Annotated in this window: 13 protein-coding genes; 1 reads left to right on the top strand and 12 read right to left on the bottom strand. The window is 47.3% G+C overall.

What is annotated here, in order from left to right; translation table 11 throughout:
- Positions 1-13: 13 nt before the first annotated feature.
- From PWYN_RS14120 to PWYN_RS14110, 3 genes are read right to left on the bottom strand one after another with little or no spacing between them, the layout of a single operon-like run.
- Positions 14-1,852: a pilus assembly PilX family protein gene (locus PWYN_RS14120; RefSeq protein ID WP_036652650.1), complete on the bottom strand. Its 1,839-nt coding sequence runs from the start codon at positions 1,850-1,852 to the stop codon at positions 14-16.
- A 14-nt stretch (positions 1,853-1,866) separates the two neighbouring features.
- Positions 1,867-2,391: a PulJ/GspJ family protein gene (locus tag PWYN_RS28115; protein ID WP_052087950.1), complete on the bottom strand. Its 525-nt coding sequence runs from the start codon at positions 2,389-2,391 to the stop codon at positions 1,867-1,869.
- A complete protein-coding gene (locus PWYN_RS14110) occupies positions 2,372-2,923 on the bottom strand; it encodes a prepilin-type N-terminal cleavage/methylation domain-containing protein (RefSeq protein WP_036652649.1) in 552 nt (183 codons plus the stop codon). Before PWYN_RS14110 ends, PWYN_RS28115 begins: the two co-directional genes overlap by 20 nt.
- A 186-nt stretch (positions 2,924-3,109) precedes the next feature.
- Between PWYN_RS14110 and PWYN_RS14105 the strand changes: the two genes are divergently transcribed.
- Positions 3,110-3,946 carry an alpha/beta hydrolase gene (locus PWYN_RS14105; RefSeq protein WP_052087949.1) on the top strand — a complete coding sequence of 279 codons (837 nt, stop codon included), beginning with the start codon at positions 3,110-3,112 and terminating at the stop codon, positions 3,944-3,946.
- Between the two features lie 366 nt (positions 3,947-4,312).
- Here PWYN_RS14105 and argH read toward each other — a convergent pair whose 3' ends face one another.
- The 9 genes from argH to prfB all read right to left on the bottom strand — a co-directional run bounded on the left by argH (position 4,313) and on the right by prfB (position 15,412).
- Positions 4,313-5,728: an argininosuccinate lyase gene (gene argH, locus PWYN_RS14100; RefSeq protein ID WP_036652647.1), complete on the bottom strand. Its 1,416-nt coding sequence runs from the start codon at positions 5,726-5,728 to the stop codon at positions 4,313-4,315.
- Between the two features lie 181 nt (positions 5,729-5,909).
- Complete coding sequence (locus PWYN_RS14095; protein WP_036652646.1) at positions 5,910-7,145, bottom strand: argininosuccinate synthase; 1,236 nt, start codon at positions 7,143-7,145, stop codon at positions 5,910-5,912.
- Between the two features lie 591 nt (positions 7,146-7,736).
- Positions 7,737-8,705: an ornithine carbamoyltransferase gene (argF, locus tag PWYN_RS14090; RefSeq protein WP_036652645.1), complete on the bottom strand. Its 969-nt coding sequence runs from the start codon at positions 8,703-8,705 to the stop codon at positions 7,737-7,739.
- Positions 8,702-9,961 (bottom strand): acetylornithine transaminase, encoded by a 1,260-nt coding sequence (locus PWYN_RS14085; RefSeq protein ID WP_036652643.1) that lies wholly within the window; start codon positions 9,959-9,961, stop codon positions 8,702-8,704. Before PWYN_RS14085 ends, argF begins: the two co-directional genes overlap by 4 nt.
- 51 nt (positions 9,962-10,012) lie before the next feature.
- Positions 10,013-10,846 (bottom strand): acetylglutamate kinase, encoded by an 834-nt coding sequence (argB, locus tag PWYN_RS14080; RefSeq protein WP_052087948.1) that lies wholly within the window; start codon positions 10,844-10,846, stop codon positions 10,013-10,015.
- A 44-nt stretch (positions 10,847-10,890) separates the two neighbouring features.
- The gene (argJ, locus tag PWYN_RS14075) at positions 10,891-12,117 is read right to left on the bottom strand and encodes a bifunctional ornithine acetyltransferase/N-acetylglutamate synthase (RefSeq protein ID WP_036652642.1); all 1,227 of its coding nucleotides are present in this window, start codon (positions 12,115-12,117) and stop codon (positions 10,891-10,893) included.
- Positions 12,118-12,137: 20 nt separating this feature from the next.
- The gene (gene argC, locus PWYN_RS14070; protein WP_036652641.1) at positions 12,138-13,187 is read right to left on the bottom strand and encodes an N-acetyl-gamma-glutamyl-phosphate reductase; all 1,050 of its coding nucleotides are present in this window, start codon (positions 13,185-13,187) and stop codon (positions 12,138-12,140) included.
- 168 nt (positions 13,188-13,355) lie between these two features.
- The gene (locus PWYN_RS14065) at positions 13,356-14,240 is read right to left on the bottom strand and encodes a YitT family protein (RefSeq protein WP_036652640.1); all 885 of its coding nucleotides are present in this window, start codon (positions 14,238-14,240) and stop codon (positions 13,356-13,358) included.
- A 58-nt stretch (positions 14,241-14,298) separates the two neighbouring features.
- Positions 14,299-15,412 (bottom strand): peptide chain release factor 2 gene (gene prfB / locus PWYN_RS14060; RefSeq protein WP_157261156.1). Its coding sequence is split into 2 segments (ribosomal slippage): positions 14,299-15,339 and positions 15,341-15,412, totalling 1,113 coding nucleotides; the frame shifts between segments, so codons are not numbered across the junction.
- Positions 15,413-15,662 lie beyond the last annotated feature (250 nt).

Genomic DNA, 15,662 nt, shown 5'->3' with positions numbered 1-15,662 from the left:
TTTGTCGGATTTATTATGGTGTCGAACTTACTAATTCCAAAGGCCCCACGGAGATATTCACTTTCTTCACACGAGGTAAGCTGGACTGCTGATGACTGTAGATCTGATGATTGTAGGTAATCTTGAACCTTTCTCTCACTCCTTGCTGCTGCTGATCACTGAAATTCAAAGGAAATCCAGCTGCATCCGGCTCGGTTACATTTCCTAGAGCTGCATTTAACGTAAGATCCCCTTTAGCAAAGAACCCGCCATTAAGCCAGAAGATAGATCCCACACCATATAAATCTCCGCTGCTGTCTGTATAGAAGAAAGCTTCCATTTCGCTCGGGTCTGCATTAGTGAAAGCGTCAATCCGGTTAATCAGAACATGCCCCTTGGAGATCAATACCAATTCTTTGGTATTTCCACTCTCTCCAAGCCCCTTAATTACAGCATCCTCCACGGTTGTTTCACGAAGCACAAACATGGTGGAGTCAAAGGCTACATTACCTTTAATCTTAACATTTCCCAATACAAGGATATTTCCGGAAACCGGTAGAAAATCCGTTTTATTATTATCGATGACTAAGTCCCCATTGATGATGAGCCATTTAGGAGCCAACACGTCTGTTCCCTTTTTAGCTAATTCGTTGTACATGATGCCCCGGTAGTCAAGACCATCTATTAGGAGGTTGCCTTCCACCATAACAGAATCTGTGAGATTTATAAATGTATTATGGTAGCTCAAGAGATCGATTTTGTACTGGTCCAACCTTTGCAAGTAGTCATCTGATGCCTCATTGGTCTGCTGTTCGGGCTTAACCGGCGGTGTGCTTTGTGAAAGCGTTCGTATTAAAGTCTTAGCAGTTAGTGTTTTCAGCCAGTCACCCAGATGATTATTACTATATTCACTACGAATGAAGCTGGTAGTTACAGATGAGGTACTGAAGCCTTGGACCATTTTTTCGAAAAAAGATTCTTCTACATTAATCTGTACAAACTTTTTCTGTTCCTTGATCTTTACCTTCTCCATCTCAATTCCAAGGATGTCCTTTAAGGTCTGCTCCACATCCGAGCTGGTTGCAACATTCTCTTCCTTCTGCCCATCCTTCGAGTAAACAATGCTATCTAAAGACTGCACATGTACCTCCCCGGAGCCGATGTCTAATGCACTTCCGGTTGCTGACTCATTCACCATAACTTTAGGAAACTGTGTGAGTTTCGACAGATTAGGATTTCCCTTATAGGTATACTTTGCCGTATTGCTAACGATCAACTTCTCACCGGCATATATATTTCCCATGAGGTGAGGGGCGCCATTTAATGTCAAAGTTTTATTGGATCCAAAAGCATATTTTAGATATTCAGGATAACTGTCGATGACAATCTGCTGCTTCAGCGTTCTTTTGACTCCATTTACCATTGCCGAGGCCGTAACATTAATATAGTACTCTCTTGTGAGCTTGTTGGGATTCTCCGGCTGCTTACCGCTATACTTAATTTCTTCAATCGTACCGCTGCTGTTCGTACCCATTTCGGTAGTGACACCTAAACCCTGTTGATTAAGTTTCGTTAATACCTCATCCAGTTTGTTAGGATCAAGATCGGTTAGTCCTTCCAACTGAGACTGAATATAGGCAGTGGCTTCATTCAAACCTTTCTCAGCCAAGTGTAGACTTTGCACATCATTCTCTCTAGTTTCGGTACGCTCCGCTCCGCCTATTGCAGCACTAAGTACTGCTACACCAAGTATAGTAAGCAAAAGAACAATAAACATGACCAGTACGAGTGCAGAACCTTCCTCTGAGTGAAAATATTTGTGTTGTCGACCTGTTTTGCTATCTGGTCTCCTGTTGTTTATCCGGCGCAGCATATGCTGGTGGCCCCCTAAAATCCGAATTGGCTTTCCAGTTCCATCTTGTCTTCGTTATTACCGTCATAAGCTAATACCAGTTCAATCTGGATCAATCCCGAATCAAACACAGCGTTCACACTGGAAGCTCTGCCATCTGACCGTGTAGCTGAAATTCGTGAGCCGGTCATTGTTGAACGAAGAGCAAGTGCTGACCCAGCCGCAGCTCCCGTACTCTTCCCGTTAACTATAATGTCCTCTCCTAAAACTTCAATACTATGAGAAGGGCTGCCTGTCTTGAGAAGTTCAATCCCCCCACTGGTAATTCTCACCTGTTCAGGACCATACGTATACAATTCCGTTATTATTGAGGACATAATAATATCAGCTTCATCCCGCAAGGCATTCTCTACTGTGATTTTATGATAGCTGCGAAAACCGAACATCGTCACTCCAGAGATTAGACCCGCTACCATAGTGAAAAGAGTCAATGCTGCAATGAGTTCAATTAAAGTAAAACCTTGCTCGGATTTGCCCCGCTCAACGAATTTCCTCATCATTTATGTAACCCTCCACTTCCACGGTATACGCAGGTTGTCCATCGCTTTGCGCGCGTTTGACTGCCACCTTAACCGGTAATAGATACTTTTTGATTGTTAATCGATCAATTTGATTGACGGTTGTTCCTGTAGGCTGTGGCTTATTTTCTACTAATTTAGACTGGTATTTTATATCTATAGTGTATTCAATATTGTTTACGGTTGGATGCAGTACATAGGCTAGGGCAGTCCCATCGGAGAAAGCAGCGAGATAGGCTGAATCATTGCAATTAGTCAAGGTACATTCGGCAGCAGACAGTTCTGATTTGGCGTTAAAAAATGTTTCCATCTTCTCAAAATCCTGTTTCTCCATATAGAACAGCGCATTGCGCGCGATATTGACCATGATTGTCTTATTTTGGTTAGATTTTGAATAAGTCATGGCTTGGGTAAAAAAGGCCGTAAGAACCAGCGAAACAACAGATAATATGACTATAGACGCAAGTACTTCGATTAAAGTAAATCCTTGTTCCTGCTTCTGATTCGAATGCAACCCAATTCCGCCTCTCTATCATTTAATACATTCACATTTGCACAATAAAGAGACTTTGTCCCCATTCCATTATATTCCTTCGTTAGTTCCACCAGCAATCCTCTTTGACATATTAATCTGTAGATATATACAATTTATATCGGTTTTAGCCTGTGCTATCATTTGGGCTGAGAGGGGGATTAATCAATGGCTTTGATAGAGTGTCGTTTTTACTCAGAAGTACTTGGACTTAGCACTTCAATGACCGTTATTTTGCCGCAAACCACCACTACGCAAATAGGGATGAACAATGTAAATAAAGGTGGGCTTCATCCTACGCTGTATTTGCTCCATGGTTTATCCGATGATGATTCAATATGGCTGCGCCGTACTTCCATAGAGCGGTATGTTGCTGAGATGGGAATTGCTGTAGTGATGCCTCAGGTTCACCGAAGCTTTTATACGGATATGAGTGTTGGAGGCAATTACTGGACCTTTATCAGCGAGGAACTGCCGAAGCTGGCTCAATCCTTTTTTCCGCTATCACCAAAACGTGAGGATAACTTCGTTGCAGGGTTGTCGATGGGCGGTTACGGGGCGATGAAGTTAGGTTTGCGTAAACCGGAGGCTTTTTGTGCGGCTGCAAGTCTGTCGGGAGCGCTTGATATGGCCCATCATTTCATGAACTGGGATGATCCGAAGGAAAAAACTAAAGAGTATGAGATGATCTTCGGTACAGAGGACATTGCTGGAACAGAGGATGATTTATTATGGCTACTGGAACAGCACCATGTCTCAAAAGGCCCCAAAACGGCGCTGTATCAATGCTGCGGCACAGAGGATTTCCTGTATGCGGATAACATCGCCTTCCGTGATGCCTGCCGTAAGACCTCATTATCCTTGACCTATGAAGAAGGACCGGGGGAGCATGAATGGGGCTATTGGGACACCAAAATCCGTGATGTGCTGGCTTGGCTGCCGCTACCTAAAGGTGAGAAAATGGCTGCTGCTGTATTAAACCCAACTCAGGAGCTCGAACTCTAATACTCTTGATTGAGTCAGTTTCATAAACATTTTTTAACAGATAAAAAACGTATAAAATTTGTGCATGTGAGTAGTTAGTGTAAAACCTGCTGATTTCTGAACATTATCCGTGGTTGAGCATGATTTCGAGCGCAATGGATAACTAGGGCCGGAATTGTTGTACTATGTGCAGGATTTCCAGCGCAGACGACGCTTCAGGAGCAGTATTGTTGTACTTTGGAGTCAGTGTTGTTGATTACAATTTCAATGTGAAGTTATGCGAATTTACACATTATAAAATTGACTTCATTAGAAAAAAAGACTGTCGTTCACCTCATCATCAAGATGTGGTGGAACAGCAGTCTTTGTATTTTATGGAGAAGGTGCTTAAAGTACAGCCCCAACATGGTTCGTCACCCATTTGTTAGCCTCAAGCAAAGCAGTCTCAGCCCGCTCAATAGCGGCTTCAACCTGAACCGTTGCGGTACCGCCATAGACGTTGCGTGCGTTCACTACCGCTTCCGGCTGCAGAACAGCGTAGATATTCTCATCGAACAGCGGTGAGAATTGCTTGAACTCTTCCAGCGTTAGGTCAAGCAGGAACTTGCCCTCGTTGATACAATAAAGCACCGTTTTACCGATAACCTCATGTGCCTGACGGAACGGTAGACCTTTACCCACAAGGAAGTCCGCAATATCTGTTGCATTGGAAAAGTCTGTATTCACTGCCTCACGCATACGTCCCTTGTTCACTTTCATTGTCGCGATCATTGGCGCATATAGCTGAAGCGCACCCGTCAATGTGGCTACGGTATCGAACATTCCTTCTTTATCTTCCTGCATGTCTTTGTTGTATGCCAGTGGCAGGGACTTCAATACCGTAAGCAGGCCGATTAGATTACCGAACACGCGCCCTGTTTTGCCTCGAACCAGCTCGGGTACATCCGGGTTTTTCTTCTGCGGCATGATACTGCTGCCTGTGCAGAACGCATCATCAAGCTCTACAAAGCTGAATTCTGTACTGCTCCACAAGACAAGTTCCTCGCTCAACCGGGATAGATGAGTCATAATAAGAGCTGCATTTGCCAGAAACTCCACAATGAAATCGCGGTCACTTACGGCATCCAAGCTGTTCTCGTATACACTATCAAAACCAAGCTGTTCAGCTACGAAATGTCGATCAATCGGAAAAGTAGTACCCGCAAGCGCTCCAGCTCCCAAAGGAAGCACGTTAATGCGCTTGTAGCTATCGGTCAGACGCTCCGCATCGCGGCGGAACATGGACACATAGGCGAGCAGATGATGTGCGAATAGAATCGGCTGCGCCCGCTGCAAATGTGTATAACCGGGGATTATGGTATCTAGATTGTCTTTAGCCTGCACAATCAAAGATTCCTGCAGCTCATGCAGCAAACTCACCAGTTCCACCACACGGCCACGTAGATAAAGATGCATATCTGTTGCCACCTGGTCATTCCGGCTGCGACCCGTATGCAATTTGCCCCCGACCGGTCCGATTTCTTCAATGAGCTGCTTTTCAATATTCATATGAATATCTTCATCCGCTACGGAAAATACAACCTCTCCCGCTCGAACCTTCTCCAGTACCTTGTTCAAACCGGCCTTGATAGTCTCTACATCATCCTGTGGCAGAATTCCACACTTGCCCAGCATGGTAACATGCGCCAGGCTTCCCTGCACATCCTCTTCGGCCAAAGCCTTATCGAATCCGATGGAAGCTGTATACTCCTCCACCAACTTATTAGTCCCTTTGGTAAAACGTCCGCCCCATAGCTTGCTCACCTGTTGCTTCCTCCTCTTGGACGCCAGAGGGCCGCTCCTGTCCTGACGGGAGGAACGGCCTTCTCGGATATCCGTTTGTTTATTATTGGTATACAAGTAACTGAACGGAGCTTATCCGCTCGATAGGCGCCATTCAAAGGTATTTGTACCTCTGAATGGCGCCTAAGCCAGCTACTATCGTTTATTTCGCAGATTCAGCGACTCCGGCGGAAACCTTAAGACGCAGTGCGTTCAGACGGATAAAACCTGTAGCATCACCTTGGTCATACGCTTGGGTAGGATCAGCTTCCATCGTTGCAATCTCCGGATTGTACAAGCTGACCGGACTTTTTACGCCAGCGCCGATGATGTTGCCCTTGTAAAGTTTAAGGCGTACGGTCCCGGTGACATTTTGCTGACTTTCCGTCACAAGGGCTTGGAGCGCCAGACGTTCTGGAGCAAACCAGAAGCCATTATACACCAATGTGCTGTAACGAGTGATCAGGCTGTCGCGCAGATTCATTACTTCGCGGTCCATCGTAATGGACTCCATTTTGCGATGAGCGGTGAACAGAATCGTACCACCCGGAGTTTCATATACGCCGCGGCTCTTCATGCCGACAAAACGGTTCTCAACCATATCCACGCGTCCGATACCGTGTTTGCCGCCCAGTTCATTCAACTTCTCCATCACCTGAAGCGGGGTTAGAGATTCACCGTTCAAGCCCACGCAGTCACCCTTCAGGAACTCCAGCTCCACATATTCGGATTGATCAGGAGCATCCTCAGGCGAGTTGCTGAGCAGGAACATGGCTTTGTTCTCATCGGAGCTAGGATCGAACCAAGGGTCCTCCAGCACACCGCTCTCATAGCTGATGTGCAGCAAGTTCCGGTCCATGGAATACGGCTTAGCCGCAGAGGCCTGAACCGGAATACCATTGGCTTCCGCGTAAGCGATCATTTCCGCACGACCCGGAAATTGATTACGGAACTCCTCCAGCCGCCAAGGTGCAATAACCTTGATGCCAGGTGCCAGCGCTGCTGCGCAAAGCTCAAACCGCACTTGGTCATTGCCTTTGCCTGTCGCGCCGTGCGCGATGGCTGTTGCGCCTTCGGCAATAGCGATATCAACCATCCGCTTCGCAATCAGCGGACGTGCGATACTCGTGCCGAGCAGGTATTGGCCTTCATACAAAGCACCCGATTGGAACATCGGGTAGATGAAGTCGTTAGCGAACTCGTCGCGCAGGTCATCGATATACACTTTTGATGCGCCGGTAGCGAGTGCTTTTTCCTCCAAGCCGTCCAATTCTTCCTTCTGTCCGATATCGGCAGTGAAAGCAATAATCTCCGCATCATAGGTTTCTTTCAACCATTTCAGTATGACCGATGTATCCAGTCCGCCAGAATAGGCGAGTACAATTTTCTCTTTAGCCATGAAGAAGCAACTTCCTTTCGTTGAACAGTTCTATTATTGGGTTAGCGCATGACCATTTAACTGCACAATATGCAACTAAAATGATCATGTTAGCTCAAAAAGGCAGTTTAATTGCACTTTTTACAACTATTTCATGTAATTTAACTGCAAAAGACCTTTTTGACTGTTTTTAATTGTACAAAGTACACTTATAGCCCGGGAAAGTCCCTACCACTCAAACTTAGTTGCACAAAGTACAATTAACTGAAATTGACCGCCGGTTAGTTGATGGTTACTGGTTAGTTAGTGATTGGTTACTGGTTAGTTGCTGGTTAGCAGCTGGTTAGTTGGTGTTTAGTTGGTGTTTAGTTGGTGTTTACTGGTTAGTTGGTGGTTACTAGGTAGTTCGTCGACTGATATTTGTGATTTGGTATTTTTATAGTCAGTTACTTGGGTGTTTGGTGTTTAGTAGTCCTATAAGTTACTTGGTGTTTGGTAGTCCTATAAGTTACTTTTTATTCGGCAATCGGCTGACCCTATATCACTTTATCCCTTTAGGTGATCCTTTTAGCGCAGGTTAGCCCACCAGAGCGGGTTAACCTATCATCAAGGTTAGCCCATCAACGCAGCCATAAGCGCTTTTTGCGCATGCAGCCGGTTCTCCGCCTGATCAAAAATAACCGAGTTCGGTCCGTCAATCACGCCTGTGCTGACCTCTTCCTCGCGGTGGGCCGGCAGGCAGTGAAGGAATAAGTAGTCACTCTTTGCGCCTTTTACAAGCTCCTCGTTGACCTGATAGTCCTTGAAAGCTGCCTCACGCGCCAACTGCTCCGCTTCGAAGCCCATGCTCGCCCACACGTCAGTGTAGATTACATCTGCATCCTTCACTGCATCCTGTGGACTGCGTGTGACTACGATCTCTGCTCCGGTCTCTTCGGCGATCTTGCGTGCTTCTGCTACAACAGCTTCATCAGGCTCATAGCCTTCCGGTCCTGCCACAGATACATGGACGCCCAACTTGGCGCCGCCAATCATAAGCGAATGGGCCATGTTGTTACCGTCTCCGATATAAGCAAGCTTCAGGCCCTTGAGTTTCCCCTTATGCTCATACACCGTCTGATAGTCTGCCAGCACCTGACACGGATGTGCCTGATCGCTTAGTCCGTTGATTACAGGAATAGAGGCATTACGCGCCAGATCTTCAACTTTGTCATGTCCAAAGGTGCGGATCATTATACCGTCAAGATAACGGGACATTACCTGTGCCGTGTCTCCTACGGTTTCTCCGCGTCCCAGCTGGATATCATTTTTGCTGAGGAAAAGCGCGTGTCCGCCAAGTTGAAACATACCGACTTCGAACGAAACGCGTGTACGTGTGGATGATTTCTCAAAAATAAGACCAATGGTCTTTCCCTTCAGCGGCTGATAAACCTCACCGTTCTTCTGCTTACGCTTCAACTCTATCGCTGACTCGATAAGATATGTGATTTCTTCTGCGCTGTAATCGTTCAACTCCAGAAGATCGCGACCCTTCAGCTTCTGGGCAATATCTTGTGTATCGTTCTGCACGCCTTGGCTCATGAACTGGCTTCCCCGCTTTCTTTTTTAGCATAAGTATGAATGAGTTCGGAAAGGATGTCCACAGCCTGGTCTACCTCTTCTTTGCTAACATAGAGGTTCGGCAGCAGACGAATAACATTAGGTCCGGCGGTTACGAACAACAACCCCTGCTTTTGTCCAGCCAACACAATATCACCGACCGGAGACTGACATTCGATCCCGATGAGCAGTCCTTTACCTCGAATATCCAGGACAAAAGATAAATCCGCCAACTTCTCTTTTAGAAGCCCCGTCAAGTATTCACCCATTACCGCCGCACGCTGCGGCAGCTCATCCTCAAGCATCGTCTCAATCGTCGCAGCCATCACCGCTGTTGCTAGTGGTGTTCCCCCAAAAGTTGTAGCGTGGCTGCCAGCCGTGAACGCTTCACGGAGATAACCCTTGCCCAGCATCGCTCCAGCAGGAAATCCACTTGCAATCCCTTTGGCCAGCGTGAAAATATCAGGCTCAATGCCGTAATGCTGATAGGCGAATAACTTACCCGTACGTCCCATACCGGTCTGAACTTCGTCTACGATCAGAAGCAGTCCGTGCTTTTTACATAATTCAGACACAGCATTCAGGAACTCAGGCTCAACCTCCAGCACGCCGCCTTCAGCCAAAACCATTTCAAGCATGATCGCAGCGGTATTCTCACTAATAGCCGCTTCAAGTGCAGGGAGATCATGCAGAGGTACCGTTTTGAAGCCTGCAGGGAGCGGCAGGAAGCCTTCTTTAACCTTCTGCTGTCCAGTAGCCGTCAAGGTAGCCAGTGTACGTCCGTGGAAGGACTGCTCAAAGGTAATCACTTCATAGCGGCCTGTACCTTTCACCTTCTGATGGTAACGGCGGGCCAGCTTGATGGCTGCTTCATTCGCTTCAGCCCCACTATTGCAGAAAAATACTTGATCTGCACAGCTATTATCCGTAAGTAGTGTGGCGACCTTTTCCTGTGCGGGAATATGGAACAAGTTCGAGACATGCCAAAGGGTATCAATTTGCTCTTTTAGCTTCGCACCTACTTTTTCCGGAGCGTGACCCAGACTGGTAACCGCCAATCCGCAAGTGAAATCCAGATATTTATTACCCTTATCATCCCAAACCCAGCTGCCTTTGCCTTTTACCAAGCTAATATCATATCTGCCGTAAGAAGGAAAAATAGCACTTTGTTTATGTGTAGGTGTCGATGCATCCTGAGTACCTGTTCCAGCAGATTCTGCTTGCGTAAGCTTATTCATTCTAAGTCACTCTCCCACCCTGCTTCTGCGGTTGCCCGGCTGGCAGCAAATTTAGTTTGACCGTATTATGCGTGTACCCAGTTCTTCACCTTGCAGCACCCGGCTAAGCACTCTAGGTTCTTTACCATCTACGATGACTACCTCCGACACACTGCCTTGTATACAATCCATAGCGGCACGCACTTTAGGGATCATGCCCCCGTAAATCTCTCCGCTCTCAATCAAGTCCTCTATATCCTGAACAGTCACAGAGGGAAGAACAATCTTCTTACCCTCTACTGTACTCATAATTCCCGGAACATCCGTGACTACAATCATTTTGGGTGAGTTCACATAGGAGGCCACAGCTCCAGCCGCTGTATCTGCATTAATGTTATAGCGCTGGCCCTCAGCATCGACACCAATGGGTGCAATTACAGGAATATATCCCATAGACAGGATACCTGTCACAATCTCAGCCTTTACCCCCGTTACCTCCCCGACAAGACCTACCTCGGCGCTATTGGCCACAGGACGTGCTAGGATCAAGTTCCCATCTTCACCTGACAAGCCAAGGGCCTGCCCCCCACTGCCTTGGATACGCCGCACAATGGCTTTGTTAATACTTCCGGCAAGCGTCATCTCTACTACATCCAGCACTTCCTCGGTCGTCACCCGCAGGCCATTTACGAAGCGGCTCTCAATGCCCAGCTTGGCTAGGTTATCTGATATGGCAGGACCGCCCCCGTGGACGATGACAGGCTGAAACCCCGTCTCCTGCAACTCCCGCAGATCCTCAAAAAATGAATCCGGGAGCGCCGCCAATGTACTGCCCCCACATTTCATGACGAACAAACCTTTAAAGTCTTCTTTTTTATTAGGATTAAGAGTTCCGCTCTGTGTCATGTTAGTTATCGGTCCTTCCTACTTGGCTTTATCAGTCACAGATGTTAGGTACGATAAGCCGCATTAATGCGCACATAGTCGTAAGTAAGGTCGCAGCCCCACGCTGTTGCGGAACCGTCTCCGTCCTGCAGAATTACCGTAATAAGCACCGTATCTCCTTGCAAGTAGGCCAAAGCCTCTTCTTCATCAAAAGCAACCGGCATCGACTGTGTCAGCACCTTGATACTCCCAAGTGAAATATCCACCCGTTCCGGAGATACCGGAACACCTGCACGGCCTACCGCCGCAATAATTCGTCCCCAGTTCGCATCCGCACCGAATACCGCAGATTTCACCAGACTGGAGCCTACCACCGTCTTCGCGATCGCACGCGCAGCATGCTCGTTCACCGCTCCTTGGACAATCACTTCGATCAAATGAGCGGCACCCTCGCCATCACGGGCGATTGATTTGGCAAGAGTCTGGCACACATAAGTGAATGCAGCAGCAAAAGCATCCCAATCCGGGTGGAGTCTATTCAGTGTGTCATTTCCGGCAAAACCGCTTGCCATCGTGATCAACATATCGTTAGTGCTCGTATCGCCATCCACTGTAATCATATTAAAAGTGACATCGGTCGCCTCACGCAGCAGACTGTGCAGATCTTCCTGATGAATGTCAGCATCTGTAGTCATAAAACCCAGCATAGTCGCCATATTGGGATGAATCATCCCCGAGCCTTTAGCCGCTCCTGCGATTGTAACTTCAACTCCGCCTATCAGAACCTTAACGCAGCATTCTTTTTTCACCAGATCCGTTGTCAAAATCGCTTGGCAGAACTCCTCCGCACCGACTGCTCCGTCATTCAGCTTCTCCGGTAACTCAGCGATTCCCGTCCGAACGCAGTTCATTTTCAAAAGCTCACCAATAACGCCAGTGGAGGCTACTCCCACATTATTCTCATCTATGCCTAGATGACGTGCTGTAGCAGCGCGCATTTCATAAGCATCCGATTCACCCTGTTCACCGGTACAAGCATTGGCGTTGCCGCTGTTGACCACCACAGCCTGCAGTATGCCATTCGCCAGACTCTCACGAGTCACTTTAAGCGGCGCCGCCTGGAATACATTCATTGTATACACTGCTGCAGCCGTAGCCGGAACATCACACACAATGACTGCGAGATCGTTACGCTCGGTTTTTTTCAGACCGCAGTGCAGCCCCCCCGATTTAAAACCTTTAGGTGTAGTAATGCTCCCGCCTTCAACGACGGTGAATAAGTGCTCGCTCATTGTATAGTTACCGCTGGTTCTTATGGATACACTGGTGTGTAGCCAAGTCCAAGGGTTTCCTCCCATCCCATCATTAAATTGAGGTTTTGAATCGCCTGCCCTGCTGCACCTTTTACAATATTATCAATGACCGACACAATGGTAACCCGCCCTGTTCGGGCATCCGTCGCAAATCCGATATCACAATAGTTCGAACCGCTTACCTCTTTGGTAGCCGGAACAATCCCTGCATTTCTTACACGGACATAGGGTCTCCCAGTATAATACTTACGATATAAGTCCACAAAATCCTGCTCGCTGTATTTATCATTCATCCCTGCATAGATCGTCGTCATAATGCCCCGAGTCATCGGCACGAGATGCGTGGTGAAGGTTATGGTTACTTTTTCCCCGGCGATATCGCTGAGTACCTGCTCAATTTCCGGAATATGCTGATGTTTATTTATTTTATATGCCTTAAAATTCTCATTAATCTCTGCATAATGGACCATCAGACTAGTTCCGCGACCTGCACCGGACACTCCCGATTTGGCATCTACAATGATACTTTCAGGCTTTATCCAACCTGCTTCAATGGCCGGGATAAGACCAAGCAGGGTCGCTGTGGGATAGCAGCCTGGGTTAGAAATGAAATCCACACCTGCCACACGCTCTCCATACACCTCAGATAGTCCGTACACCGCCTGCTGCAAATAGACATCGTCCGGAGCCGGGTGCTTATACCATTGTTCATACTCTGCACCGTCCCGGAGCCGGAAGTCACCGGATAAATCCACGACCTTCAGTCCAGCCTCCAGCAGCTGCGGTACAAGCTTGGCACTTACCCCCGACGGCGTAGCCGTAAAAACAACATCCGCGCGACTCGCGATTTCAGCCGCCTCCACACCATCCAGACTCCGTTCAAAGACTCCCGTTAAATGCGGAAAGCCTTCTTCAATCGGTACCCCTGCACTGGATGAGGAAATGACCGATGTGATCTCCACGTTGGGATGGCTTTGCAGCAGTCGAATCAACTCCACGCCTCCGTATCCCGTTGATCCTACTATCGCCGCTCTTAGCTTGCCATTCATTGTCATCCCCGCTTTCTGTATCTATATATATTCTCTTCAATAGTTATCCAATGATAAATCAGCCGTTATGCAAATATGTATTATTATACAACCGGATTAATATAAATACAACGCTTTGTCATTTATTAAAATAAAAAAAGAGAAGCGCTGCCTCTCCTGATCAGGGATTTACGCTTCTCTTTTAAAACCTTCGCCCAGCACCTCATGAGCCTCCGTAATAATTACAAATGCCCCTGGGTCTACAGAGCGAACTATAGCCTTAAGCCTCGTAATTTCATTCTGTCCAACCACTACCATCAGTACGGTACGATGATCTCCGGTATAACCGCCTTGAGCGTTCAGCTTCGTCAGCCCACGGTCCAAGTCATGTAAAATAGCCTGAGAGATCTCCTCCGTTTGATCCGATATAATATATGCAACTTTTGTATTGCTGAAGCCTACTTCGAGTGTATTGATTACCCTGCCCGTTACGAAAAGCCCGATTAGAGCATAAAGTGCCTGCTCCATTCCGAGTACAAAAGCGGCCAATGTAATCACCGTGCCATCCAGCAAGACTACAGACATTGAAAAGCTCAGGCCGGATACTTTTTGAATAATCTGAGCCAGAATGGTGAGGCCCCCCGTTGAACCCCGTCCCCGGAACACCAGCCCCAGACCCAGACCTACACCGATTCCACTGTATATAGAAGCCAACAAAGGATTATGCGTGGGAACAGGAAAATCCCTGGTGAAATAGATAAATAACGGTAACACAAAGCTGCCCAGCAAAGAACGCACTCCATATTGCTTACCCAGAAATAGCACTCCAAGTACAAATAACGGGATATTAAGCGCCCATTGAGTAAAAGCAGGCTCCGCTCCCAACCATGACTGTGCTAGTACGGACAAACCCGATACTCCGCCTGAAGCAATTCGATTGGGCAGCATAAAGATATTAAATGCAATCGCTGTAATAAGTGAACCTATCACAATCATAATGATATCAACTGTATGTCGCACCGGCCCGTTGAGCGGAATAAGCGGGGGCTTGCTGCGTGAATTTATTTTTTGCATGATAAATCTCCTTCAGGTGTGAAAGATGACCCAAGGGTACGCAGGAATCATACGATCTTTATTCAGCCTCAGTCTTAATTTGGCTGCGTAAATAACCATCAATAAAAGCATCCAAATCGCCGTCCATAACCGCTCCTGTATTACCGGTTTCCACGGAGGTACGGTGATCCTTTACCATACTATAGGGATGGAATACATAGGAGCGAATCTGACTACCCCAGGCAATATCCGATTGATCGCCACGAATCTCATCCAATTGCTGCTGCTGCTCTTGCAGCTTACGCTCATAGAGCTTGGAACGCAGCATCGTCATGGCTTGTTCCCGGTTCTTGATCTGGGAGCGCTCGTTCTGGCAGGTTACTACAACCCCAGAGGGTAAGTGAGTAATCCGCACAGCAGAGTCAGTCGTGTTAATGTGCTGTCCACCGGCTCCAGTAGCACGGTACGTATCGATTTTCAAATCCTCTGTACGAATTTCTACTTCGATATCCTCTTTAATTTCAGGTACAACATCACAGGACACGAATGAAGTGTGGCGTCGTCCCGAGGAGTCAAATGGAGAAATACGCACTAAACGGTGTACGCCTTTTTCGGCTTTCAGGTATCCGTAGGCATTGAAGCCTTTGATAAGGAGAGTTACACTCTTGATTCCTGCCTCATCGCCCGGCAGATAATCAAGAACTTCCACCTTGAATCCGTGTTTCTCCGACCAACGGGTATACATACGTAGCAGCATTTGGCCCCAGTCTTGCGACTCCGTACCCCCGGCTCCAGGGTGCAGCTCCAGAATAGCATTTAGCTTGTCATAAGGCTGATTAAGCAGCAACTGTAATTCAAACTCATCCACCTTTGCCAAAAGAGAACGAATAGACGCTGCGGTTTCAGCCGCCAATTCATCATCGCCTTCTTCATCCGCAAGCTCCGTCATCATACTCGTATCATCATATTCCACTTGAAGCTTCTCGTATTGATCTACGGATGACTTCACGGCATTCATTTCAGCGATGACACCTTGCGCCTTGTCAGGATCATCCCAGAAACCTGGAGCAGCCATCTTCTCTTCAAAGTTGGCAATCATCTCCTGCTTGAGATCTAAGTCAAAGTGACCCCCTAAGGTTGGTTAGTTTCTTGCCTATTTCACGCAGGTCCTGTTTCACAGTAGGATCTATCATATGGTTCACTTCACCTTTCAAAAGTAAGTTTGCGTCTTGCGCTGTTGGACTTGTTGAATTCGAGGTGATATTTGGCGCTTCGCTGGCGGATTATTCTTCCGATTGCTGTTGTCCCCAGAAACTTTGATAAAACTTTTAAAAGGTAATTTTCCGGAGACAAAGGCAAACGCTACGCTTCTCCAGAACAATTCCGCCTGCTTCGCTAACTATCACCGGAAAGACAAAAGTCCAAAAAAGCGGCCGGGCCGCA

The organism is Paenibacillus wynnii (genome assembly GCF_000757885.1).
Lineage (GTDB): Bacteria > Bacillota > Bacilli > Paenibacillales > Paenibacillaceae > Paenibacillus_AQ > Paenibacillus_AQ wynnii.
The sequence above is the reverse complement of the archived record's forward strand: the minus strand, read 5'-3'. Positions and strand labels throughout refer to the sequence as shown.

Coding starts and splice junctions, on each gene's coding strand:
- PWYN_RS14120 (WP_036652650.1), bottom strand. CDS start 1,852: ATGCTGCGCCGGATAAACAACAGGAGACCAGATAGCAAAACAGGTCGA.
- PWYN_RS28115 (WP_052087950.1), bottom strand. CDS start 2,391: ATGATGAGGAAATTCGTTGAGCGGGGCAAATCCGAGCAAGGTTTTACT.
- PWYN_RS14105 (WP_052087949.1), top strand. CDS start 3,110: ATGGCTTTGATAGAGTGTCGTTTTTACTCAGAAGTACTTGGACTTAGC.
- PWYN_RS14095 (WP_036652646.1), bottom strand. CDS start 7,145: ATGGCTAAAGAGAAAATTGTACTCGCCTATTCTGGCGGACTGGATACA.
- argF (WP_036652645.1), bottom strand. CDS start 8,705: ATGAGCCAAGGCGTGCAGAACGATACACAAGATATTGCCCAGAAGCTG.
- PWYN_RS14085 (WP_036652643.1), bottom strand. CDS start 9,961: ATGAATAAGCTTACGCAAGCAGAATCTGCTGGAACAGGTACTCAGGAT.
- argB (WP_052087948.1), bottom strand. CDS start 10,846: ATGACACAGAGCGGAACTCTTAATCCTAATAAAAAAGAAGACTTTAAA.
- argJ (WP_036652642.1), bottom strand. CDS start 12,117: ATGAGCGAGCACTTATTCACCGTCGTTGAAGGCGGGAGCATTACTACA.
- argC (WP_036652641.1), bottom strand. CDS start 13,187: ATGAATGGCAAGCTAAGAGCGGCGATAGTAGGATCAACGGGATACGGA.
- PWYN_RS14065 (WP_036652640.1), bottom strand. CDS start 14,240: ATGCAAAAAATAAATTCACGCAGCAAGCCCCCGCTTATTCCGCTCAAC.